The sequence below is a fragment of the Bacillus sp. Bvel1 genome (assembly GCF_014872755.1).
Classification (GTDB): domain Bacteria; phylum Bacillota; class Bacilli; order Bacillales; family Bacillaceae; genus Bacillus; species Bacillus velezensis.
The window spans coordinates 353,187-375,459 of sequence record NZ_JAAOBZ010000007.1; the positions used below are offsets into that span (position 1 = coordinate 353,187).

General features: G+C 47.0%; 27 protein-coding genes. 1 reads left to right on the plus strand and 26 read right to left on the minus strand.

Going from position 1 to position 22,273, the window contains the following annotated elements:
- Window positions 1-136: 136 nt before the first annotated feature.
- The 3 genes from lepB to HAP68_RS11115 form a co-directional block, all read right to left on the minus strand.
- Window positions 137-712 (minus strand): signal peptidase I, encoded by a 576-nt coding sequence (gene lepB, locus HAP68_RS11105; protein WP_024085545.1) that lies wholly within the window; start codon window positions 710-712, stop codon window positions 137-139.
- 80 nt (window positions 713-792) lie between these two features.
- Window positions 793-1,284 (minus strand): CcdC protein domain-containing protein, encoded by a 492-nt coding sequence (locus HAP68_RS11110; protein ID WP_014305331.1) that lies wholly within the window; start codon window positions 1,282-1,284, stop codon window positions 793-795.
- Window positions 1,285-1,434: 150 nt separating this feature from the next.
- The gene (locus tag HAP68_RS11115; RefSeq protein WP_003153363.1) at window positions 1,435-1,866 is read right to left on the minus strand and encodes a peptidylprolyl isomerase; all 432 of its coding nucleotides are present in this window, start codon (window positions 1,864-1,866) and stop codon (window positions 1,435-1,437) included.
- Between the two features lie 283 nt (window positions 1,867-2,149).
- Here HAP68_RS11115 and HAP68_RS11120 point away from each other — a divergent pair, with 283 nt between their 5' ends.
- Window positions 2,150-3,049 (plus strand): DUF1002 domain-containing protein, encoded by a 900-nt coding sequence (locus HAP68_RS11120; RefSeq protein ID WP_003153362.1) that lies wholly within the window; start codon window positions 2,150-2,152, stop codon window positions 3,047-3,049.
- Window positions 3,050-3,093: 44 nt separating this feature from the next.
- On the opposite strand, the gene lysA is transcribed toward HAP68_RS11120, so the two are convergent.
- The 23 genes from lysA to aspA all read right to left on the minus strand — a co-directional run bounded on the left by lysA (window position 3,094) and on the right by aspA (window position 22,255).
- Entirely contained in the window at window positions 3,094-4,413 is a 1,320-nt protein-coding gene (lysA, locus tag HAP68_RS11125) for a diaminopimelate decarboxylase (RefSeq protein WP_014305333.1), read from the minus strand.
- A gap of 124 nt (window positions 4,414-4,537) precedes the next feature.
- On the minus strand, window positions 4,538-6,019 hold the full coding sequence (locus HAP68_RS11130) for a spore germination protein (protein ID WP_003153360.1): 1,482 nt from the start codon (window positions 6,017-6,019) through the stop codon (window positions 4,538-4,540).
- Complete coding sequence (spoVAEA, locus tag HAP68_RS11135) at window positions 5,973-6,581, minus strand: stage V sporulation protein SpoVABEA (RefSeq protein WP_024085547.1); 609 nt, start codon at window positions 6,579-6,581, stop codon at window positions 5,973-5,975. Before spoVAEA ends, HAP68_RS11130 begins: the two co-directional genes overlap by 47 nt.
- Window positions 6,582-6,584: 3 nt before the next feature.
- Window positions 6,585-6,935 carry a stage V sporulation protein AE gene (gene spoVAE / locus HAP68_RS11140; RefSeq protein ID WP_003153356.1) on the minus strand — a complete coding sequence of 117 codons (351 nt, stop codon included), beginning with the start codon at window positions 6,933-6,935 and terminating at the stop codon, window positions 6,585-6,587.
- A complete protein-coding gene (spoVAD, locus tag HAP68_RS11145; RefSeq protein ID WP_003153355.1) occupies window positions 6,936-7,952 on the minus strand; it encodes a stage V sporulation protein AD in 1,017 nt (338 codons plus the stop codon).
- Between the two features lie 11 nt (window positions 7,953-7,963).
- Window positions 7,964-8,416, minus strand: coding sequence for a stage V sporulation protein AC (spoVAC, locus tag HAP68_RS11150; RefSeq protein ID WP_003153353.1), 453 nt, complete (start codon window positions 8,414-8,416; stop codon window positions 7,964-7,966).
- Window positions 8,417-8,428: 12 nt separating this feature from the next.
- A complete protein-coding gene (locus tag HAP68_RS11155) occupies window positions 8,429-8,854 on the minus strand; it encodes a stage V sporulation protein AB (RefSeq protein ID WP_003153350.1) in 426 nt (141 codons plus the stop codon).
- Complete coding sequence (locus HAP68_RS11160; RefSeq protein ID WP_003153349.1) at window positions 8,844-9,464, minus strand: stage V sporulation protein AA; 621 nt, start codon at window positions 9,462-9,464, stop codon at window positions 8,844-8,846. The genes HAP68_RS11155 and HAP68_RS11160 overlap by 11 nt, the downstream gene beginning before the upstream one ends.
- Before the next feature lie 126 nt (window positions 9,465-9,590).
- Window positions 9,591-10,358: an RNA polymerase sporulation sigma factor SigF gene (sigF, locus tag HAP68_RS11165; RefSeq protein ID WP_003153348.1), complete on the minus strand. Its 768-nt coding sequence runs from the start codon at window positions 10,356-10,358 to the stop codon at window positions 9,591-9,593.
- 11 nt (window positions 10,359-10,369) lie between these two features.
- Complete coding sequence (gene spoIIAB / locus HAP68_RS11170) at window positions 10,370-10,810, minus strand: anti-sigma F factor (RefSeq protein ID WP_003153347.1); 441 nt, start codon at window positions 10,808-10,810, stop codon at window positions 10,370-10,372.
- Window positions 10,807-11,160: an anti-sigma F factor antagonist gene (gene spoIIAA, locus HAP68_RS11175; RefSeq protein ID WP_003153343.1), complete on the minus strand. Its 354-nt coding sequence runs from the start codon at window positions 11,158-11,160 to the stop codon at window positions 10,807-10,809. The genes spoIIAB and spoIIAA overlap by 4 nt, the downstream gene beginning before the upstream one ends.
- A 94-nt stretch (window positions 11,161-11,254) precedes the next feature.
- A complete protein-coding gene (locus HAP68_RS11180; protein ID WP_003153342.1) occupies window positions 11,255-12,424 on the minus strand; it encodes a D-alanyl-D-alanine carboxypeptidase family protein in 1,170 nt (389 codons plus the stop codon).
- Between the two features lie 136 nt (window positions 12,425-12,560).
- Entirely contained in the window at window positions 12,561-13,379 is an 819-nt protein-coding gene (locus HAP68_RS11185) for a purine-nucleoside phosphorylase (protein ID WP_024085548.1), read from the minus strand.
- A gap of 11 nt (window positions 13,380-13,390) precedes the next feature.
- On the minus strand, window positions 13,391-14,575 hold the full coding sequence (deoB, locus tag HAP68_RS11190) for a phosphopentomutase (RefSeq protein ID WP_024085549.1): 1,185 nt from the start codon (window positions 14,573-14,575) through the stop codon (window positions 13,391-13,393).
- A gap of 168 nt (window positions 14,576-14,743) precedes the next feature.
- The gene (gene xerD, locus HAP68_RS11195; RefSeq protein ID WP_003153334.1) at window positions 14,744-15,634 is read right to left on the minus strand and encodes a site-specific tyrosine recombinase XerD; all 891 of its coding nucleotides are present in this window, start codon (window positions 15,632-15,634) and stop codon (window positions 14,744-14,746) included.
- A gap of 7 nt (window positions 15,635-15,641) precedes the next feature.
- Window positions 15,642-15,869, minus strand: a complete 228-nt coding sequence (locus HAP68_RS11200; RefSeq protein WP_003153331.1) for a YqzK family protein — start codon at window positions 15,867-15,869, stop codon at window positions 15,642-15,644.
- A 115-nt stretch (window positions 15,870-15,984) separates the two neighbouring features.
- On the minus strand, window positions 15,985-16,434 hold the full coding sequence (fur, locus tag HAP68_RS11205) for a ferric iron uptake transcriptional regulator (protein ID WP_003153330.1): 450 nt from the start codon (window positions 16,432-16,434) through the stop codon (window positions 15,985-15,987).
- 112 nt (window positions 16,435-16,546) lie between these two features.
- Complete coding sequence (gene spoIIM, locus HAP68_RS11210) at window positions 16,547-17,191, minus strand: stage II sporulation protein M (RefSeq protein ID WP_024085550.1); 645 nt, start codon at window positions 17,189-17,191, stop codon at window positions 16,547-16,549.
- Between the two features lie 76 nt (window positions 17,192-17,267).
- Window positions 17,268-17,495 (minus strand): hypothetical protein, encoded by a 228-nt coding sequence (locus tag HAP68_RS11215; protein ID WP_024085551.1) that lies wholly within the window; start codon window positions 17,493-17,495, stop codon window positions 17,268-17,270.
- Window positions 17,496-17,551: 56 nt separating this feature from the next.
- Entirely contained in the window at window positions 17,552-17,842 is a 291-nt protein-coding gene (locus HAP68_RS11220; protein WP_003153325.1) for a hypothetical protein, read from the minus strand.
- Window positions 17,843-17,953: 111 nt separating this feature from the next.
- Window positions 17,954-19,267, minus strand: coding sequence for an NAD-dependent malic enzyme (locus HAP68_RS11225; RefSeq protein ID WP_024085552.1), 1,314 nt, complete (start codon window positions 19,265-19,267; stop codon window positions 17,954-17,956).
- A 12-nt stretch (window positions 19,268-19,279) separates the two neighbouring features.
- Entirely contained in the window at window positions 19,280-20,686 is a 1,407-nt protein-coding gene (gene nhaC / locus HAP68_RS11230; RefSeq protein ID WP_003153323.1) for a Na+/H+ antiporter NhaC, read from the minus strand.
- A 141-nt stretch (window positions 20,687-20,827) separates the two neighbouring features.
- Window positions 20,828-22,255 (minus strand): aspartate ammonia-lyase, encoded by a 1,428-nt coding sequence (gene aspA / locus HAP68_RS11235; RefSeq protein WP_003153322.1) that lies wholly within the window; start codon window positions 22,253-22,255, stop codon window positions 20,828-20,830.
- Window positions 22,256-22,273: the final 18 nt, after the last annotated feature.

A 22,273-nucleotide genomic window follows, 5' to 3' on the forward strand; every position in this document is an offset into this window, starting at 1 on the left:
GGGAAGATGTTTCATGTATCTGTAAAACTTTCTATCTATTAAATAGATATACGAATTTATGTTCTGTTTTTGAGGGTGGAGTGATAAATTTATATAAAAAAAGCAGTTTTCTCATGAAGAAAACTGCCTGTACGGTTTATTTCGTCTTGCGAATTTCGTTAAACGGGAAGAAGACGAATTTTGATGTGCCCGCTATTTGTTTTTTCGTAAAAAGACCGAGGCCGTTGCGGCTGTCCATAGATTCTCTGCGGTTATCACCCATGACGAAATATTTGTCGTCCGGCACTTTCACCGGGCCGAAGTCTTCCGTCAGCCGGTCAAAGCCGCCTTGCTTCGCCTTGTTCTTGTTTGCCGCTAAATACGGTTCGGACACTTTTTTGCCGTTGATATACAGCTGATCGTTTTTCATTTGCACCGTGTCGCCGGGAAGTCCGATAATCCGTTTGACATAGTGCTCATTTTCTCCGTTCAGCACGACGATCTGGCCGCGTTTGAAGTCGCTTATGTATTTGACCGTCATATTGACAAAGATTCTCTCGCGGTCATGCAGCGTCGGATCCATTGATCTTCCATCAACGAGATAAGGGGCAAATAAAAAGTTTCGGATGAGCAGTGCCAGAACGACAGCGATGATAATGGCTTTCGCCCAATCAAGTACGGCGCTTTTTTTAGAAGTTTTTTCTTTTTCTGATTTCAAGTGATTTCCTCCCATTAGCCATGGTCATTTTTATTTTACCATGAATCCCTGCACAGAGGGCAAATAAGCCCCGCACCCCATCCATTTTTTTCATTTTATAAGCCGGATCTGCTGATTTTACGGTATTTCACGAAGCTTCCGATCCGCCAAATGCACAAATACACAAAAGCAAGCTCCATCGTTAAAACGGCGAATTCCGCCGCGTCAATGCTTTTGAAATATTGGCTGAGCGCGATACGGATCGCAATAATCGCGATAATGACATATTTAAAGTTTTTATTCCGCTTGGAGTAGACAAAGCCGTCTTCCCGGATTTCATAGGCGGTTTGCGACAGCATGATGATACCGAATACCGCGCCTAACAGTCCGGCGATGGCGAGCTCCCAAAGAGCGGGAAAATGAAACGGCTTTCCCGGGATATTCATGAGCTGGCTGATACTGAATGTGAAAATGACGGCGATAATCAAAAGCGGGAGAATGATGCCTAAGCCGCCGCCTTTAATCGGCCTGTTTCCCTTTTTTACCCTGAACCAAATCATAAGTGCGAGAATGATAATGACAAATAAAACGGTTGCCAATTGAACCAACGTTTCTACCTCTTTTCATTGTTGTAATCGGTCTTTTTCACTATACCAGAATGATCACCGATGTTCATATATGTATTTTTTCATGATTTACACATGAGAATTTTCATATACATAAAAAAAACCCGCCTGAAAAAGGCGGGTTTTCCGTCATTATCCTTCTACACGGATTTCTTTCATTTTGTCTCCGTTAGACATGTTTTTCGCATGCTCTAAACCGCTTGTCACTTTTCCGAATACAGTATGAACGCCGTTTAAATGCGGCTGCGGCTCATGTACGATGAAGAATTGGCTTGAACCCGTGTCTTTACCGGCATGCGCCATTGATAAAGAACCGGCTTCGTGTTTATGCGGATTGCCTTCTGTTTCACATTTGATCGTTTTTCCGCTTCCGCCCATGCCTGTCCCAGTCGGATCTCCGCCTTGGCTGACAAAGCCCGGAATCACGCGGTGGAAAATAACGCCGTCATAAAAGCCCGTATTCGCCAGATTTTCAAAGTTAGCGACTGTATTAGGCGCTTCATTCGGATAAAGTTCAAATTCGATTCTGCTGCCGTTTTCCATTTCGATGTAACCAGTTTTCATTCTCATTCCTACTTCCGTATTTTTTTTGTCAAAGCCTTCTTTAATATGAATTTCAATTGTAAGCCGGCTTTCTTTTTGATATTCTTTTGAAGGAAGAGGCTTCTGCTCTTCTTTTCGCGGCTATTATACCACACCTTCAGCCGGAAAACGAATCTCCCCGCTTCCGCAGAAAGAAAATGAAACCAGAACAGCTTCACAGCCGTCTATGTATCGGAACTGCTTCACGCAGGTCCTCACAAACCGCTTCAAAACGGCATTTGTGAAAAGAAGGAGGTTAACCGCTTTGAAAAAAATGTGGATTGGATTGCTGGCGGCGGCCGTTGTATTGTGCACAATACCGAAAATCAGCCTGGCCGATGCCGCAGTCGGAGATGTCATCGTCACACTGGGGGCGGATCTGTCAAACGAAAACCGTCAGAAAGTGCTTGACGAATTAAATGTCCCTGATAACGCGACAAAAGTGACGGTCACTAATAAAGAAGAACATGAATATCTGGGAAAATATATATCGAATGCCCAAATCGGCACAAGAGCCATCTCTTCGTCATCCATTACGGTGGCAAAGAAAGGGTCCGGGCTTGACGTTAAGACCCATAATATCGATTCCATTACGGATGAAATGTACTTAAACGCCCTGATGACAGCAGGAGTGAAAGATGCGAAAGTATACGTGACGGCGCCGTTTGAGGTATCAGGCACCGCAGCATTAACGGGAATCATCAAGGCATATGAAGTCTCATCAGACAAAGCGATTTCAGAAGATGTAAAACAGGTCGCCAACCAAGAGCTTGTCACCACTTCAAATCTCGGGGATAAAATCGGGGATAAAAACGCCTCCGCGCTTATCGCAAACATTAAAGATGATTTCGCGAAAAACGGTGTGCCCGATACAAAAGAAGGAATCGAGAAAAAGGTCGATGATGCGGCTTCAAACCTTAACATTACACTGACTGACGCTCAAAAAGACCAGCTCGTTTCATTGTTTAATAAAATGAAAAATGCAAAGATTGATTGGGGCCAAGTCGGCAGCCAGCTCGATAAGGCAAAAGACAAAATCACGAAGTTCATTCAATCCGATGAAGGCAAAAGCTTTGTTCAAAAAGTTATTGATTTCTTCGCTTCGATTTGGAATGCAATCGTGTCTGTATTTACAGGAGACAGCGGATCAAGTTCTGACAGCTGAACGCAAAAAGAGACCGGACGCCATTGTTCCGGTCTCTTTTTTATTTATTGTTTGACCCCCGTCTTAAACGGCAGATCCAGTTTTACAATGTCTTCATAAGTTTCTCTTCTAATGACAAGATGTGCTTCGCCGTCTTCCACAAAAACGACGGCGGGACGCGGAATACGGTTGTAGTTGTTAGCCATGCTGTATCCGTACGCTCCCGTGCAGAAAACGGCGAGAAGATCGCCTTCTTTCACTTCCGGAAGGTCTATATCCCAAATGAGCATATCCCCGCTTTCACAGCACTTACCCGCGATGGATACCGTTTTGTCGTGGTGTTCTCCGATTCTGTTTGCCGATACGGCTTCATATTTCGCCTGATACAACGCAGGACGGATATTATCGCTCATGCCCCCGTCAACCGCTGCATATTTACGGGTGCCGGGCACTTCTTTTTGCGAACCGATGGTATAAAGCGTCGTTCCGGCATCTCCGACGAGCGAGCGTCCCGGTTCAATCCAGATCTCCGGAATGTCAAAAGCGTGCAGCGCTGCGTTTTCTTTTACCGCTTCGATAATTTTTTCCACATAAACGGCGGGATGAAGGGGTTCATCCTCTTCCGTGTAGCGGATGCCGAAGCCGCCCCCTAAATTCAGCACTTCAGAGACAAAGCCGAATGATTCTCTCCATTCATTCAGTTTTGCAAAGATTTTTTCTGCGGCCAGCACAAAGCCCGCCGTATCAAAAATTTGCGATCCGATGTGGCAGTGAACGCCGAGAAGGCGGATATGGTCTGACTGCAATACTTGTTCAATCGCCTTTTCTATTTGCCCGTTATGCAGATCAAAACCGAATTTGGAATCTTCCTGCCCCGTTGTAATATAATCATGCGTATGGGCCTCTACCCCCGGAGTGATCCGGAGAAGCACATCCATTGTGCGCCCTGATTTGCGGCACAGTTCCGCGAGTAAGGATATTTCATAAAAATTATCAACGACGATGCAGCCGATTTGATGATCGAGCGCCATTTTCAACTCTTCTTTGCTTTTGTTGTTGCCGTGAAAATGAATCCTGTCAGCCGGAAAACCAGCCGCAACCGCCGTAAACAGCTCTCCGCCGGATACAACGTCCAATGAGAGCCCCTCCTGCTCAGCGAGCTGTATCATCGCAACGGAAGAAAACGCCTTGCTCGCGTACGCGACCTGCGCCTTTAAATCCGCGTCAATGAATGCCTGTTTAAAGCTTTTAGCGCGCTCACGTATTAAAGCCACATCGTAAACATAAAGAGGCGTGCCGTAATGCTCCGCTAAATACAGCGCGTCCACACCTCCGATTTCCAAATGACCTAGTTTGTTTTGTCTGCTTGTGCCATGTAAGAACAATGCTCATTCCCTCTTTCTGATCCGCCTATGGGTGAAAAGGACAGCTTCTTTTGAGCTGTCCTTATACAAGTCCCGTATAAGTTAAGACATACAATATCATAATCTTCTGTCGGTTTCAATGCGATTATGAACCGCTTGGCTGTCTTTGACGGTCTTTCGGGTGAACAATGCTCGGTCTGACTTTCGCTCCCGGCACTGTCGTCCGGACGAGCACCTGCCACAGCGCCTTGCCGTTAAACGGTAAAAACGGCCATAAATACGGCGTATGAAACGAACGGATATTCGCCATTATGATCAGCAGCAATGTAAAGCCTATCACAAAGCCTTTCACTTGGAAAATGGCCACGAGCACCATTAAGATGAGGCGTATCATTTTATTGGCGAGGCTGAGCTCATAGCTCGGCGTGGTAAATGATCCGATGGCGGCGATCGATACGTACAGAATCACTTCTGCTGAAAACAGCCCCACCGCTATGGCGATTTGACCGATCAGCACCGCCGCAATCAGACCCATGGCGGTGGATAAAGCGGTCGGCGTATGGATCGCGGCCATCCTGAGAAACTCAATCCCCAAATCGGCTAAAAAGATTTGCAGAATGATCGGGATGTGCGTATTTTTATTTAAACCGATAAAATCCAATCTTTCAGGCAGAAGAGACGGTTCGAGAACAAAGAGAAACCAGATCGGAAGCAGAACCGTTGAAGCGATAATACCGAAGAACCTGATCCATCTTAAAAATGTTCCCACTGAAGGCGCCTGCCTGTATTCTTCCGCATGCTGAACATGGTGAAAAATCGTTGTCGGCGTTATGATCACGCTCGGTGACGTATCAACGACGATGATGACGTGCCCTTCCAAAATGTGATTGGCGGCCACATCCGGCCGCTCCGTGTATCTGACCATCGGAAACGGGTTGTAGCCCTGTTTGACGATGAATTCTTCCACTGTTTTATCAGACATCGTCAATCCGTCAATGTCAATCGCATTCACTTCGTTTTCGACGATGCTGACAAGGTCCGGGTCCGCGATGTCTTCTATATACACAATGGCAAGATCGGTCTTAGAGCGCTCGCCGACTTTCGTAATTTTGACGCGGAGCCTTTCGTCCCTGATTCGTCTTCTGATCAATGCTGTATTAATGACGATATTTTCGATAAAACCGTCTCTTGCCCCGCGGACGACCTTTTCCGTATCCGGTTCTTCCGGTGTGCGTCCGGGGTAACTTCTGACGTCAACGATAAAGGCGAAGCCCGCGTCTTCAACGATAACGGCCACAAGTCCGGAAAGCACTTGGTCTGTTGCTTCGTCGAGCGTTTTGACTTTTTGGACCTGCTGATTGACAAGCCTGTTTTCAACAACGTCAATCGCTTCATCCGCATTCTCATCATAATTATTGACGTCGACGAGCTGTTCCATTAAATGAATGATAAACAAAGTATCGGTTAATCCGTTGACAAAGTAAATCTGGACTTCCCGGTCTAATACTCGAACTTTGCGGACGCCGACATCATAGCTCGTTCCCATACCGACGCGGTCTTTAAAAAATTGTTCATTTTTTCTAGGATCCCGGTATACCTTGATCATGTTTTCCGGTTTTTCCGGCATGACTTTCGCTCCTTTCTAAAATGAATTCGACCGCCTTCATCGTAATCGGCGAGCCTTTGGATATGTCATCTTTTCTCCCCATCTTTCCTATGTCGCCGATGCCCACAATGAGAGGAACGTCCAATTTATCCAGACAATACACCGTATCTCCGTTCATTCTGTGCTCGTCCATTTCTCTCATTCCGGTTTTATCGACGCCATACTCCGTCACTTCTCCATCACGGTCAATGGAGACATCGACTTTCGTCCATTCAGCCTGATGGGTCTTAGAAGCGACCGCAATCACCCCCAGCACTTCAATGTCCTGATGTGAGGCGACATATTTCAGCGCCGTTTCGCCCGGCCCTTCCCCTTGCAGGCCTGAATCGTCAAACATGACAAACACCGGGTCATTCGGCGCGGCTTTAATCAGCTGAACAAGTTCGGGGCCGCTTCTGGTTGACGGATTGCCCTTTGATTGGGAAATACACCGCCCGCCTGCTTTTTCCGCGGCATATTCAATTGTTTTGGCGGCGTATACGTCCCCGTCTGTCACAAGAATGACCTTCCGTTTCGTCATCAGGCATTATCCTTTCGGTTTAAAAATAATGGCTACAAGAAATGCGAATAAAATCGCTGAAGATATACCGGCGGAAGTAAGTTCAAAAATCCCCATGGCGATCCCGATAAATCCATGCTCGTGAGCTTGATGCATGGCGCCGTGCAATAAGCTGTGACCGAAGCTGACAATGGGAACCGTCGCGCCCGCACCTGCAAATTCGATAAATTTGTCATATATTCCGAACCCATCCAACAAGGCGCCGATGACGACAAAAGTTGTCATCACATGGGCGGGTGTCAGTTTAAAAATGTCAAGCAGCAGCTGACCGATAATGCATATGATTCCCCCGCAAACAAAAGCCAACAGATATTCCATTTATGATGCACCTCCCGCCCGCTCAAATACCACACCGTGCGCGATGGTCGGAATGGTTTCTTTCTGCTGGATCATTGTCGGACTTAAAAGCGCTCCTGTCGCGACAACGAGCACCCTGTTCAGAGCCCCTGATTTTAATTGATTAAAAATATGTGTGTACGTAACAAGCGCGGAGCAGGCGCAGCCGCTTCCGCCCGCAAACACCTGCTGGTCCGGCGTATAGATGAGAAGACCGCAGTCATCGTGTTTCGTTCCGGCGGGATAGCCTTCTTCTTTGAGCAAATCTTTCACGATCGGCGAGCCGACGCCTGAAAGGTCTCCCGTTAAAATCAGATCATAATCATCCGCCGTGCGGTTTAAGTCCTGCAGGTGCTGTTTGATTGTGTCGGCGGCAGCGGGCGCCATGGCGGATCCCATATCGAACGGGTCCGTAATCCCGAGGTCGCTTACTTTTCCCACTGTTGCGCTTGTAATCTTGATATCAGAAGGGTTTTGGCTGATGATGACCGCCCCGCCCCCCGTGACCGTTGAAGTGGCGGTATCCGGTTTTTGCCCGCCATACTCCGTCGGATTGCGGAATTGCCGTTCTGCCGTCGCGTTATGGCTGCTCGTGGCTGCGATCGCCCGGTTCGCAAAACCGCCGTCAATGAGCGCGGATGCGACGGCAATCGTTTCCATTGATGTCGAACAGGCGCCGAACAGACAGAGGAACGGAATTTTCAGATGTCTGGCGACGTAGTTGGCGGTCACATTTTGATTTAAAAGATCCCCCGCGAGTAACAAATCAATATCGCTCTTTTTCAAATTCTGTTTTTGCAAAGCTGAGTTGATGGCATCTTCCATTAACTGACGCTCCGCCATTTCCCAGTTTTTCTGATTGCAATGCATTTCATCGTATGTCTTATCAAACAGCGAACCGAGCGGGCCGTCTTTTTCTTTCGGTCCGGCTGCCGTCCCCGCCGCATTTACAAATAACGGGTTTTCAAACACCCAGGTTTGCTTTCCGGTTAATTTCATTTTTTCTCCTCCTACGAAAACAGTTTTTCACAAGCAAACCGTATCAAGCCTACGATATAGGCTGCCACGACGCCGAATACAATGACGTTTCCCGCCAATTTAAACATGTTTGTCGCTACTCCGAGCACGAGTCCTTCACTTCTGTGTTCCAGAGCCGCGCTTGTCATACTGTTTGCAAAACCCGTCACCGGCACGGCTGAACCCGCTCCGGCAAACTGCCCGAGTCTGTCATAAATGCCGAATCCGGTCAAAAGGGCGGAAATTAAAATAAGAGTGGCGGCCGTCGGGTTGCCAGCTGTTTTTTCATTAAAATTAAAAAAGTGGATGTAAAAATCTTGAAGAGCCTGTCCGATCAGACAGATCAAACCGCCGATCAGAAAGGCTTTGACGCAATTCCAAACATATGGCGGTTTCGGCTGATAGTCTTTCACTTTTGTTTTGTAATTTTCTTTTAAGTTTGTCACGTCGGTTCCTCCTTATGAATGATGGATAAAATACAGCCAATGAAATAAAGAGCCGGCTATTTTGCCGAACACAATGGCCATCAGCAATATAATGATTTTGCTGCCGAAGCCGATCCGTTTGGCAAGAATGGGAAGCACATTCAGCACTTCTGTAAGCGCGGCGGCCAGCATGCCGATAAACATGCCGGCCAAAAGCCCGACCGGAACGGCCAGCCATTCAGATAAAAAAAAATGATTCATATTTAAGGTTTCCCAGCCGCCGAACACAGCTCCTGAAATAACAGCTCCTTCGTAGGCCTGTACAAAGCGCATTGTTTTTGTCAGCTGCATAAGGCGGGGGACGATTCCCATAACGGTTAAAAAAGCCACAAAGCCCGCGCCCACGGTCAGCCCTCCGCCAAGCCCGACAAATATAACGAAAAGAATGCTAACGATCATGCAGATCTTTCATCGTCTCTTCATTTTCGTGCATTGCGACATAATGATCGAGATCAAGCTGATAATTAAACATCTCGACTTCCAACGGGCTTGGCTCTTCATTCAGGCGTTTTTTGAAGATGTGATTAAAAAAGACGATCATACCGAGACCGAGGCCGATGCTGTATGGAATCTGAAGCAGATACGGGTATTCATTCCGTTCGCCCGTTATGATTTCATATAAGGCGATATGAACTTCTCTCATACTGACATCTTCATGAAAATTCATAATGGCAAGACATGAACCGATAAAAAGCAGGAGCCAGACACCGACGAATAAAACGGCTGACAGCTGCTTTTTCTGGTAATGGATTTCCACTATCGTTTCAGCGCCGCCGACGGTCTGTACATCAAGCGCGGGAAAAGCAGTATGAATGGTTTTCAGCACTTTTATGATGTCCAGCACGACGATATTTTTGTCTTTTTTCGTGACCTTATACAGCGGCAGTGCCGACAGTTTTTTTTTCAGCTTTTGCTGTCCCGCAATCTGCGCGGCGTCGCCGACTGTGATGATATCTCCGGTATGAGCCTTCACGCGGTGGCGAAGTCTGAGAAATATTCGTCTTTCCATCTTGCATCACCATCTTTCGGGTGGTTATATATGTAGTATGTGGTTCACTTTTGTTCTCATTCATCAGCGGCAAAAGACCATAAATTACCACCGATGCACAAATAAAAAAAGCCGGCCCGTAAAAGGTCAGCTTTCCGTATGATCCATCTGCACTTTAATCTGCTTTAATATTTTTTTCTCCAGCCTCGATACCTGGACTTGGGAAATCCCGAGCCGTTCGGCTACTTCCGACTGTGTCTGATCTTTATAATATCTCAGATAGACAATGAGTTTTTCCCGTTCTTCCAAATCACTGATCGCTTCCTTGAGGGCGATTTTGTCAAACCACTTCTCTTCTGAATGATCGGCGATCTGATCAAGCAGGGTGATCGGGTCTCCGTCATTTTCATACACGGTCTCATGAATGGATGAAGGCGCCCGCACCGCTTCCTGCGCAAGCACCACATCCTCCGCATCAATTTCTAAATGATCCGCGATTTCCTGGACGGTCGGCACTCTTCCGTATGTTTTTGACAGTTCATCTTTCGCCCGGCGTATTTTATTGCCGAGCTCTTTTAAAGATCTTGATACTTTGACGGTTCCGTCATCACGGATGAAGCGCTGGATTTCTCCGATAATCATCGGCACGGCATAAGTTGAAAAACGGACATCATAGGACAAATCGAATTTATCAACGGATTTTAATAATCCGATACAGCCGATCTGAAACAGATCGTCCGGCTCATAGCCTCTGTTTAAAAACCTTTGAACGACGGACCACACAAGACGCATGTTTTTTTCTATGAGGAGGTCTCTTGCCTGCTGGTCGCCCTCTTGGCTCTTTTTGATTAATTCTTTGACTTCATGGTCCTTGAGCTGCGCGTTTTTGCTGTTTTTCTTAACCTCCACATCCATAACAAATCTCCTTAATTACAAAGCGCTTTGCTTTTTGATAGGTGTTTTGTTAAGCGTATCGTCGTTCCCATCTCCGGCGAGGAATCAATCGTGACATCATCCATAAAGTTTTCCATAATGGTAAAGCCCATTCCGGAGCGCTCAAGCTCGGGTTTTGTCGTAAAGAGCGGCTGGCGCGCTTCCTCAAGATCCGTGATCCCGAGGCCTTCATCACGTATGGTCAGATAGACGACATGATCCTCCAGCGTAACGGAGATGTACACCTTTCCGTCGCAGTTTTCTTCATAGCCGTGGATGATTGCGTTTGTTACCGCTTCTGATACGACGGTCTTGATTTCCGTCAGCTCATCCATCGTCGGGTCAAGCTGCGCGATAAAAGAAGCAACCGTTACGCGCGCAAACGATTCGTTCTGACTGAGGGCTGAAAATTCAAGATGCATCTCGTTTTTCATGAAGCCACCCCCAACGTTAAAAGCGCTTTTTGTTCCGATTGTTCGAACCTGATGATTTTAAACAGGCCGGACATGTCAAACAGACGTCTCACCGCTGGCGAAATCGCGCACACGACCATTTCTCCGCCGAGCTGTTTAATTTGTTTATAACGCCCTAAAATCACGCCGAGGCCGGAGCTGTCCATGAAGGTAAGATCTTCAAGGTTCAGCACAATGTGACGGATGCTGTCAGCCTCCAGCGATTCAGTAACCTTTTGTTTTAATGATTCTGCCGTATGATGGTCGAGTTCACCTGTTAATCGAATACAAAGCACGGATTCTTTGACATGAAAGTCAATTCCAAGGCTCATGCTCATTCCTCCTTGTATGATCGGATAATGAGTGTTTCGATTTTCGGGAAAGCAATTCCTTCACTATGACAAAACTAGTGCCCGTTCGCCATGATTATTTAAATTTTGTCCAATCTCCCATCGTCCGCTTCAGAAAAGTGAGAAAACCCGCTTTTTCCATGTCGTCTTTTGCCGTGACCGGGCTTTCAACGAGCACCTTTCCGTCTTTTTTCAGAACGAGGCTGCCGAGCACCTCTCCTTTTTTAACCGGAGCCGTTACATTGCCGTTGATTTTCACTTCTTTTTTTACTTTGTCCATGTTCTCTCCCTTTTTGGCCAGAAGAGAAATCGGCTCAGATGTGGTCAGCTTGATCAGTTTCTGTTTTCCTTTTTTCACTTTTACCGTTCCGACGATTTGATTCCGTTTGTACAGCGGGTGTGTTTTGAACTGGCTGAAGGCGTAATCAAGCATTTTGGTCACTTGGGCGTTTCTTTCTTTCGGGGTGCTGGCTCCGAAAACGACAGCAATGACCCTCATATTCCCTTTTTTAGCGGTGGCGGTTAAACAATACTTCGCTTCGCCTGTAAAGCCCGTCTTCACGCCGTCTACACCCGGGTAAAATTTGATCAGCCGGTTTGTATTGACGAGCCAGAACTTTTTGTCTGTATTTTCTCTTAAATAATCCTCATACGTTCCCGTAAATTGAGTGATTTTATCGTACTTTAATAATTCCTTCGCCATTTTCGCCATGTCATAAGCAGAGCTGTAATGGTCTTTTTCAGGCAGTCCTGTCGGGTTTTTGAAGGAGGTATCTTTCAATCCCAATTCTTTTGCTTTTTTGTTCATCCGGCTGACGAAATCCTCTTCTGAACCGGCGATATACTCCGCCATTGCGACAGATGCGTCATTTCCGGAAGCTATCGCAATTCCTTTGAGCATTTCTTTTACCGTCATTTCTTCTCCGGGTTCAAGGAAAATCTGTGATCCGCCCATGGACGCGGCGTGTTCACTCGTCCTGACTTTATCGCTCATCTTTATTTTCCCTTTGTCAAGCGCTTCCATGATTAAAAGCATGGTCATGATTTTTGTCATGCTTGCCGGCGCCAGACGCTCCCGGCTGTTCTTGTTATAAAGAATGCTTCCCGTATCGCGTTCAATCAGCACGGCGCTTTTGGCTTCATGAGCGAGCTCCGATGTATGTTTTCCGTCCGGCTTTGCAAAAGCGGACGGTGCTGATGCCGTTAATAAAATGCCAATCAACAAAGTGGATATAAGACGTTTCATCTCCAAAGCCCTCCATTTCATAATCCTTTTTATTTTTTCCAAATCCGGTGGTTTTATACGCCTCATCTGGAAAATGTTTCGTGTTGAGGACACAAAAAAACAGCTGCTTCCGAAGAAACAGCTGACTTATGCTGACTTATTTTTGAGATCGTGCGACTACGGATTTTACAAGCTTCAAAAAGCCGCCTTTTACTTTTTCCGTCATTTCCATTACTTCTTCATGGGATAACGGCTGGTCAAGAATACCCGCCGCCGCGTTGGAAATGCATGAGATGCCGAGCACGCGCATCCCCGCGTGGTTGGCGACGATGACTTCCGGCACGGTCGACATGCCGACAGCGTCAGACCCCATCGTTCTTAAAAACCGAACCTCAGCAGGCGTTTCGTAAGACGGCCCCGTAACAGCTGTATACACACCTTTTTGAACAGGAATGCCCAGCTCATCGGCCGTTTTTTCAGCCAAGCTTGACAGCTCTTTGTCATAGGCTTCTGACATGTCCGGGAATCTCGCTCCGAATTCAGCTTCGTTCGGCCCGATTAACGGGTTGGTGCCTGTAAAGTTGATATGGTCTGTAATAATCATCAGATCGCCGGCGCGGAATTCAGTGTTGATACCGCCGGCTGCATTCGTCACGACGAGAGATTCAACGCCGAGCGCTTTCATCACGCGGACTGGAAATGTGACCTGATCCATTGAGTAGCCTTCATAGTAATGAAAGCGGCCCTGCATCGCGATGACCTGCACGCCTTCAAGCGTTCCCATCACAAGCTGGCCGGCATGGCCTTCTACCGTTGAGACCGGAAAATCAGGGATCGTTTCATATGTAAGCTTGACGGCTCCTTCAATTTCATCGGCCAATACGCCGAGCCCTGACCCTAAAATCAGACCGATCTTTGGTGTTTCTTTCACGTGTTCTTTAATAAATGCAGCAGCACGTTCGATCTTTTGTTTCAAAAAAAGTCCCCCTACTGTAATCTTGATAAAAAGCTTTTTCCGTATTCCGGCTTTTCCGTTTTAAAATTATCGGCAATGGTTGCGCCGATATCGGCAAATGTATCCGCAAGCGGCAGTTGTTCTGTATGTTTGTGCTTTTTGCTGTAAACAAGAAGCGGCACATACTCCCGCGTGTGATCCGTGCCGTGATGGACAGGATCATTGCCGTGATCCGCAGTGATAATAAGCAGATCGTCTTCTTTCATTTTTTCAAACACTTCCGGAAGCCTCGCGTCGAATTCCTCAAGCGCTTTTCCGTACCCTTCCGGATCGCGGCGGTGTCCGTACAGCGCGTCGAAATCAACGAGGTTGGCAAAGCTCAGGCCCGTAAACTCTTCACCGAGCGTTTCAATCACTTTGTCCATGCCATCCATATTAGATACCGTGCGGCGGGAAGATGTAATGCCTTCTCCGTCATAAATATCAGAAATTTTGCCGATGGAAATGACGTCTAATCCGCTGTCTTTCATTCCGTTCATTACCGTGCGGCCGAACGGTTTGAGCGCATAATCATGACGGTTCGGCGTGCGTTTGAAGCTGCCCGGTTCTCCGACGAACGGTCTTGCGATAATCCGGCCGACCATGTACTTCGGATCAAGCGTCAGTTCTCTGGCCGTTTCACAGATGCTGTACAGCTCTTCCAGCGGAACGACATCTTCGTGAGCCGCAATCTGCAGCACGGAATCTGCTGATGTGTAAACGATCAGCGCACCCGTTTCCATATGTTCTTTTCCGAGCTCGTCCAGAATCGCCGTGCCTGAAGCCGGCTTATTTCCGATGATTTTCCGTCCTGAACGCCGCTCAAGTTCCTGAAGAAGTTCATCCGGGAATCCTTCCGGGAACACTTTAAACGGTTTTTCAATGTAGAGGCCCATAATCTCCCAGTGCCCCGTCATCGTATCTTTCCCGTTTGACGCCTCCTGCATTTTTCCGTAGTACGCAAGAGGGTGCTCCGTTTTTTCCACGCCCTTAATGTCTCCGATCAGTCCGAGACCGAGCTGCGCCATATGGGGCATATGTAAGCCGTTCATGTGCTCTGCGATATGTCCGAGCGTATTTGCGCCTGTATCATTAAAATCGGCGGCGTCCGGCGCTTCACCGATTCCGACAGAATCCATTACAATTAAAAATACCCGGTTATATTTGTATTCAGACATCATAAAAGCCTCCTTTTCTTCCATCTGTCCATTGTAGCTTACAGAGGTCAGACAACTCAAGTATAAACCGTTTACATTCTTGTTGACAATGCCGATTCAAATAATTACAACCTTCTCTGTATTCCGCCAATCCGGCAAAAAAAACCGCGGCCCCTCTGGCAGCGGCTCCTAAGCGCGCGGATGATACTGTTTGTACACGTCCTTCAGCCTTGTTTTCGTCACATGCGTATAAATTTGTGTCGTGGAAATATCGGCATGTCCGAGCATCTCCTGCACGGCGCGCAGATCCGCGCCGTTTTCGAGCAGGTGCGTTGCAAAAGAGTGCCGGAGCGTGTGCGGTGTCAGCTCTTTTTTAATCCCCGCTTCAAGGGCGATTTTTTTCAGGTTTTTCCAGAATCCCTGACGGCTGATCTGCCTGCCGTGATGATTCAGAAAAAGCGCTTCGGTTACGTTTTTCTTTAATAATTTCCCTCTGGCTTTTTCAATGTATGCTTCTATCGCATGGGAAGCGGCTTCACCAATCGGCACAATCCGCTCTTTCCGCCCTTTTCCGAAGCAGCGGACAAATCCCATCGTCAAATGGACGTCGGATAATTTCAGCTCGATCATCTCGCTGACCCGGATGCCGGTTGCGTACAGCAGTTCAAGCATGGCTTTATCCCTGAGACCGAACGGGCTGTCAAGCTTAGGCGTGTCCAATAACCGCTCAACTTCGTGAAGCGCCAATACTTTCGGAAGTGTCCGCTCTGTTTTTTGTGTTTCAATATGTACCGAAGGATCTTTATCCGCGGCTTTTTCCCTTAACAGAAATTGATGAAAAGACCGGATCGACGCCAAATGCCTGGCAGACGTCTTGCCGGATTTCCCGGAGTCCTTTATATGCTTTAAATATTGAATAATATGAAGACGGGTCACATCATTCCATGAAGTGATCTGAAGGGTTTCAGTTAAGAAGAGAGAATAACTTTTCAGATCACGCTCATAGGACATCATCGTATTTTGGGCCAGCCCTCTTTCAACCCTCACATAATGGATGAAATCCTTAATTTGATCCTTCACTCTTGATCTACTCCCCGTTTTGGTAAAAAAAGATCAATCGGCCGAACCAGCCGTCTTTCTCCTCATGTTCCGTTTTGGCCACTTTGACGGCGGAGCCTTCCGGTTTATCGTACCGATGATAGTTTTCATACTCTGAATTCACCCATATCATAGCATAATAGAACAGCGCGGTAAAACCTGTGAACAGAATAAACACTTTGATCGTATCCGCGGCTGTTTTCAGGAATCTGCCCATCTTTCGATCGACCCTTTCTTTTGGCGGCTGTTAGTACACCTTATGCCAATTTCAAAGGCTTTTATACATAAAAACAGCAAAAAACCCTTTCCTGGCAGAAAAGGTTCATAGGCTTTTACTCTGTTTCATCCCCGCGGCAGCGGTGGCAGATTCCGTGAAAAGTCAATCTATGATCTTTAATTTTAAATTTCCAATCACGTTCAATCACTTCTTCAACGTCTTCAAGCAGATCTTCTTCAATTTCATCGACGGCTCCGCACTCCATGCACACCAAATGGTGATGAAAGTGAGCCGCGCCTTCTTTGCGAAGGTCGTAGCGGGATACGCCGTCCCCGAAGTTAATTTTATCAACGACTTTTAATTCTGTTAATAATTCTAATGTACGGTATACTGTAGCGAGACCAATTTCAGGAGATTTCTCTTTTACGAGGAGGTATACATCTTCTGCGCTTAAATGGTCTTCTTCGTTTTCAAGCAGCACTCTTACCGTTGCTTCCCGCTGTGGCGTAAGCTTGTAGCTTGACGAGTGCAGCTGCTTTTTAATTCGATCAATACGGTTTTCCATGTCTTTCCCTCCTACGCCGCATTCCATGACTCATTATAACAAAATACGCGCAGAGTTCCAACTATAATTATTATAAACTGATAAATAAAAGTATTATTTTGTGATAATAATTCTAAAATATGCGTGATGACAGCTTTTCCATAAACAGCGGAGACATGTACGCCTCGAGCAGCGAGGCGATGACCGAGAAGAAAACGATGAGAATCAGCACGAAGGCGTAGCGTCCGAACCATTGGATCGGCGCGTCATGAAGGCTGCGTTTGACAAACAGCTGCCGGATCAGTTTCAGTGAAAAAGCGATGGAGCATGTCCCCATGATAAGATATGCCGGAATGAGAACGATGTTTTGCGGCAGAACCGAAATAAATGACAGGAAAAACCCGTTCATTCCCATTTGATTCACTAAAAAACCGACCGTGAAGCCGACGACGATTCCTTTTAAAAACACCATAATGAAAATAACCGGAAGACCGATTACGGAAATACCGAGAATCCACATCAGCCCCAAATATTTTACATCATGAAAGACGGCCTGCCAAAACATTTCTGAAGCGCCGGCATGTTTTCCGTCAGACAGCTGTCCGAAAAACTTGCTTAAATAGTAATACAAATCTTCTTTCTGCGTGATGGTCATGCTGTTGACGATGATCGCCCCGAAAATGACCCCCATCAAAAACAAGACGAACACAAATATATAAAGTGACAGATGATCCTTTACATGGCGAAAAAACAGTTCTTTGTACGATTGTTTTCTCATACCGCTTTCCTCCCGCTAATCTATTGACTTGATTTAGTAGATTGTATGAAAGAAAAGAGAAAACATGACAGAGAAATCATAGAAAGGCGCGAGATTCGGGCATAAAAAAAGAACCCCCGTCATCACTCCGGTGATCATAGGGGTTCCTTTTTTTATGCTTTATTCTTTCAAGCCTGTCTTTTTTAGTTTTCGTCACTCTTTCATGGGTGCTGAAAGGCGGCGCCGTCCCCCTTGACAAGACTGCGTCACGCATCCCGTTTCTTCTGAGATGCTCCCGCATTTTTTTCGTTTTGCTCTTCGCCATGTGCCAATCGCTCCTTTTTGCCTTTTCTTTATCATAACAAAAAAATCCCGATGTGTTCATGAATACGGCTCATGTTTCGACCGGTAAGCGCGCAGAGACGTTTTGGCAGATGAATAGCTCCCCATAGCGGCGTATCCGTAAAAAAATCCCATGAAAATCCCCGCATACACGTGTTCATGGTGACCGAAAACGATAGACACAACATTTCCGGCAGCAAGGGCAATCGTGGGAACGAATATGCCCGGAACCCGGCAGAACACTTTGATCAGCTGTGTAACGCATAAGACGACCGGCACGCCGATCACAGCATCCCAAATATTTGTATGGATCAGCGGAAAATAATCCACATTGACACCTCTTTATTCCGTCTTTTGCTATCTGTTAGCCTGCCTAAGAATTCCGTTTCCTATTCATCTAAAAAAACAGCACCGGCACATGTCCGGTACTGTAAGAGTTGTTTATTTTCCTGCCGCGGCCCGTTCTACGGCTGCTGATACAGCCTGATGCACGTCCGCATCCAAAGGCTGAGGCACGAGATCGCCGTGTTTTGTGCAAGAGGCGATGGCTTCTGCGGCCGCCACAAGCATTTCATGGTCGATTTTCTTGCTTTTGGCGTTCAGCGCGCCGCGGAAAATCCCCGGGAAGCCGAGAACATTATTGACCGAGCGGCCGTCGGCTGCATAAGCGGCTCCGGCTTGTAATGCGTCTTCCGGTTCAATCTCCGGCTTCGGATTAGATAAGGCCAGAATGACATGTCCTTTTCTGACATCCTCTTTTTTAATGAGACCCGGAACTCCGGTGGTGCTGATCACAATGTCACACGTGTCCATTAAATCTTTGATGCTTCCAAGCTGCTGACCTCCGTACTGAGCGAGGCGGTTCATTGCGTCTTCTGACTTGTCCGTTCCGCAGACCGCTTTGACTCCGTATGCCATAAACATCCGGCAGATGGCGACGCCTGCCGCGCCGAGACCGATCTGTCCGACCTTCGCTTCTTTTAAATCAAGACCGGCGCTTTTACAAGCGGAAATGGCGGCGGCGAGCGTGACGACCGCCGTGCCGTGCTGATCATCGTGCATAACCGGAATATCCAGTTCTTCTTTCAGGCGGTCTTCAATGTCAAAGCAGTGAGGCGAACCGATATCTTCAAGCAGTATTCCGCTGAACCCCGGAGAAATATGTTTTACCGTGCGAATAATTTCTTCCGGATCAGAGGTATCAAGCAAAATCGGAATTCCGCTGATACCCGCCAGCTGGTCAAAAAGCGCGGCTTTCCCTTCCATTACAGGCATTCCGGCGACAGAACCGATATTGCCGAGGCCGAGAATCGCCGTGCCGTCGGTGACAATGGCGACAGAATTGCTGATTGTCGTATAGATGGACGCTTTTTCAGGCTCGTTTTCAATCAGTCGGCACACATCGGCGACGCCCGGTGTATAAACACGGCCAAGCTCAGCCAATGTCCGGATCGGCATTTTGCTTTTCATTTGAATTTTGCCGCCTTCATGAGCAGAGAGCACTTCATCTGAGACTGTATGAAGCCGGATGCCTTCACCGAGAGCTTCAATGGCTTGAATGATTTCCTGCAGCTGCTCCTCATTTTCGGCCTGCACCGTGATGTTGCGCATTGTGTAGTTCGGGCCGACTTTAACGGTTTCAACTTCCCCGATATCTCCGCCCATCACTCCGATGGCGGTTGCCACTTTTCCGAGATTTCCGGGAACAGTCGGCGTTTCAATCATTAACGTCCGAATCATATGCTTTGTAATCATGAAATGAACCTCCTAACCCAATTTTTGAGATTGCAAGGATTTTTCTTTCGTGTACCAAATGAATTTCCCCGTGTATCCGTACAATATTGCCAGTCCGATAGATACAAAACTGAGCCACATGAACGGCAGATATGAAAATGTGGATACGCCGAGAATGCCGGCCATATAGATGCCGTTATCAGACCACGGCACCATCCCTGAAGTAAGCGTTCCGCCCACCTCTGCGTTCCGGGATAAAACTCTTCTGTCAAGTTTCAGTTTATCATAACTGTTCTCCATGATTTTCGGCGTCAGGATCAATGACACGTACATCGCACAGCCGAAAATGTTTCCTAAAAGGGCGACGATCAATGTCGAAAGCGTCACATTTCCCGGTGTGGTCAGCTTTTTCTCAAAAGTTGAGACAATCACTTTTAATACGCCGAGCTTCTCAAGAATACCTCCAAAACCGAGACCGAACAGGATAACGACTAACGTATCCAGCATACCGGTAATGCCTCCGCGGTTTAACAGGCCGTTTAAAAATTCGACGTCCGTTTTAATAGAAAAACCATTATAAGCAGTCGCGATGGCACTGGCAAAATTCATTCCCTGAAAGACGGAAGCCCAGATTGCGCCAAGCAAAGCACCGATGATAATAACGGGCATAGACGGCTTTTTCAAAATCAGAAGGACAACGACGACAACAGCCGGAATGAGCATCCATATATGAATATCAAACGTTTTCTGCAATGAAGATTTTAAAAATTCCACTTTGTCGAGATCAATATTTTTTCCGCCGTATATAAATCCCGTTACGGTAAATAGAATGGCCGTAATAATATAGGACGGAATTGACAGATACATCATCGCTCTGACGTGTGACAGCACATCCACCTTAGAAAGCGTGGAGGCAAGCACCGTACTGTCAGACAGCGGTGAAAGCTTGTCTCCGAAGTAAGCGCCGGACAAAACGGCTCCCGCTACGATCGGAAGCGGTATACCCATTCCCTCTCCGATGGCAATCATGGCGATTCCCGCGGTTCCCACGGTTCCCCACGATGTTCCGGTCGCAACGGACATAACGGAACAAATAACCAGTGTAGCCAGAAGGAAAATATGAGGATTAATAAACTCTAAACCATAATAAATTAACGTCGGCACAACGCCGCCGGCAATCCATGTCCCGATGAGCGCACCGACCGAAACGAGAATCAACACCGCTTCAAGACCGTTTGATATCCCGGTGACAATCGAATCCTGCAAGTCTTTATATGAATATCCCAGCCTGACTCCGAGAATAATAGCGAAAAACCAGGATATTAATAGAGCTAGCTGGATCGGCAGGTCTAAAAACACTGTGAACGATAAGACAAGTGCTAAAAACCCGAATAATAAGATAATAATTTCCAATAAATTTGGCAATCTGACCTCTTTCACAAGAAAATCCCCCTAGAAGAAAAAAGCTAAAACGCTTTCATCAAATGATATAACAAATTATACTATACTGCCTCATCCCTTTGTATGGCAACCGCCTATTCACTGAAAAACGTGAAAAGGCGGCTGTTGTTGCTTTAAAATTTATTTTTCTAATAGATCTTTTCCGGCAATCCCCGGTTTTGTCATTTCATACGGATTCAAAATGATATCCAATTCTTCTTCTGTCAGTACATCATTTTGAAGGCAGAGATCTCTTACAGATTGCCCCGTCATGATGGCTTCACGGGCAATTCGCGCAGCCGCTTCATAGCCGAGGTGCGGATTGACCGCTGTAATGACGCCGACGCTTTTTTCCACGTATTGCTTCAGACGTTTTTCGTTGGCTTCAATTCCCGCCAGACAATGATCGGTAAATGAACGGAACCCGTTATTCATGATGCTGATGGATTGAAGCAGGTTAAATACGAGTACCGGCTCCATTACGTTAAGCTCCAGCTGGCCCGCTTCTGAAGCGAGGCAGATCGTATTGTCATTCCCGATGACCTGGAAGGCGATTTGGTTGATCAGCTCTGCCATTACAGGGTTGACTTTCCCAGGCATAATGGATGATCCCGGCTGACGGGCGGGCAGTGAAATTTCCGCAAGTCCCGCGCGCGGACCTGAAGCCATTAAGCGCAGATCGTTGGCGATTTTAGACATGTTCATCATGCATACTTTCAACGCGGCTGAAACTTCCGTATACGCATCAGTGTTTTGTGTGGCGTCAACCAAATGGCCGGCGCCGACAAGCGGCAGTCCGCTGATGTCAGCCAGGTGCTTTACAACCTGTTCTATGTAGCGCGGATCGGCATTAAGCCCCGTCCCTACGGCCGTTGCCCCCATGTTGACTTCATACAGATGCTGGCGGGATTGTTTAATTCGCTTTATGTCACGCTCGAGCACGCGGCTGTATGCTTCAAATTCCTGTCCGAGACGGATCGGCACAGCGTCCTGAAGGTGTGTGCGCCCCATTTTAATGACAGAATCAAATTGTTTCGCTTTATCCTTAAAGACACTCAGCATATGCGCCATCGTATCAAGGAGCTTATCCAAAAGTTTTAAGGTGGAAATATGGATTGCCGTCGGGAACACGTCGTTCGTCGATTGGGACATGTTGACGTGTGTGTTCGGGCTGAGGTGAATGTATTCACCTTTTTTATGGCCCATGATTTCAAGGGCTCTGTTGCCGATTACTTCGTTGGCATTCATGTTCATGGACGTTCCGGCTCCCCCTTGGATCGGATCGACGATGAATTGGTCATGCCATTTCCCCTCAAGAATCTCGTCTGCGGCCTGGACAATCGCATTTCCGATTCCTTCATACAGCCGTTTTACATCCATGTTGGCAAGCGCCGCCGCTTTTTTGACGATGGCGAGCGCATTAATCATCTCTTCGTGGATGCGGTAGCCGGTAATCGGAAAGTTTTCTTTCGCGCGCAGCGTTTGGATTCCGTAATACACATCAGCTTCAATTTGTTTTTCTCCGAGGAAATCTTTTTCCTGACGATATTCTTTTTGCGCGTTTGTCATGCTAAAACCCTACTTTCT